Below are 791 nucleotides of genomic sequence, written 5' to 3' on the forward strand. Positions count from 1 at the left end.
GAATGGGTTGCGCGACCGTTCCTCAAGGCCCCTTTCATTGCCAGGCCAAACAGCGCCCGCCACATGCACGATGATCGAGGCGTTGCGCCGGCAGCGCCACACCGGCAAGCAGATCGCCGCCGAGGTCGGTGTCTCGGCGGCGACCGTCAGCCGCGTCCTGCGGCGGCTGGGATTGAACCGGATGCGCGACCTGGCGCCGGCCGAGCCGGCCCGGCGCTATGAACGCGCCGCGCCCGGCGAAATGATCCACCTCGATATCAAGAAGCTCGGCCGTTTCGCGCATGTCGGCCACCGCATCACCGGCGATCGCACCGGCCAGAGCAACCGCCGCGGCGTCGGCTGGGAGTTCGTCCACGTCTGCATCGACGACCACTCCCGCATCGCCTTCTCCGAGATCAAGCCCGACGAGACGGCCGACAGCGCCGTTCCCTTTCTCAAGGCGGCGGTGGCTTATTACAAAAGCCTCGGCGTCACCGTCACCCGCGTCATGACCGACAACGGCAGCTGCTACAAGGCCTTCGCCTTTCGCGATGCGTGCCGGGACCTCGGCCTCAAGCACATCCGCACCAAGCCCTACACGCCCAAAACCAACGGCAAGGCCGAGCGCTTCATCCAGACCGCGCTCCGCGAATGGGCTTATGCCCAAGCCTATCCCACCTCCGACCGTCGTGCCGACGAGCTTCCGATCTGGCTGCACCAATACAACTGGCATCGGCCTCACGGCGGTATAAAATCTCAAACGCCGATCAGCAGACTCGGTCTCACCGAGGACAACCTCTTGAGGCTCCACA

At 65.2% G+C, this 791-nt stretch carries 1 protein-coding gene; it reads left to right on the forward strand.

The features are described from left to right. Positions 1 to 791: IS481 family transposase (locus ACZYOF_RS44065; RefSeq protein WP_463719632.1), on the forward strand; the 791-nt coding region annotated here is incomplete at both ends.

The organism is Bradyrhizobium sp. LeoA1Lang (assembly GCF_055413685.1).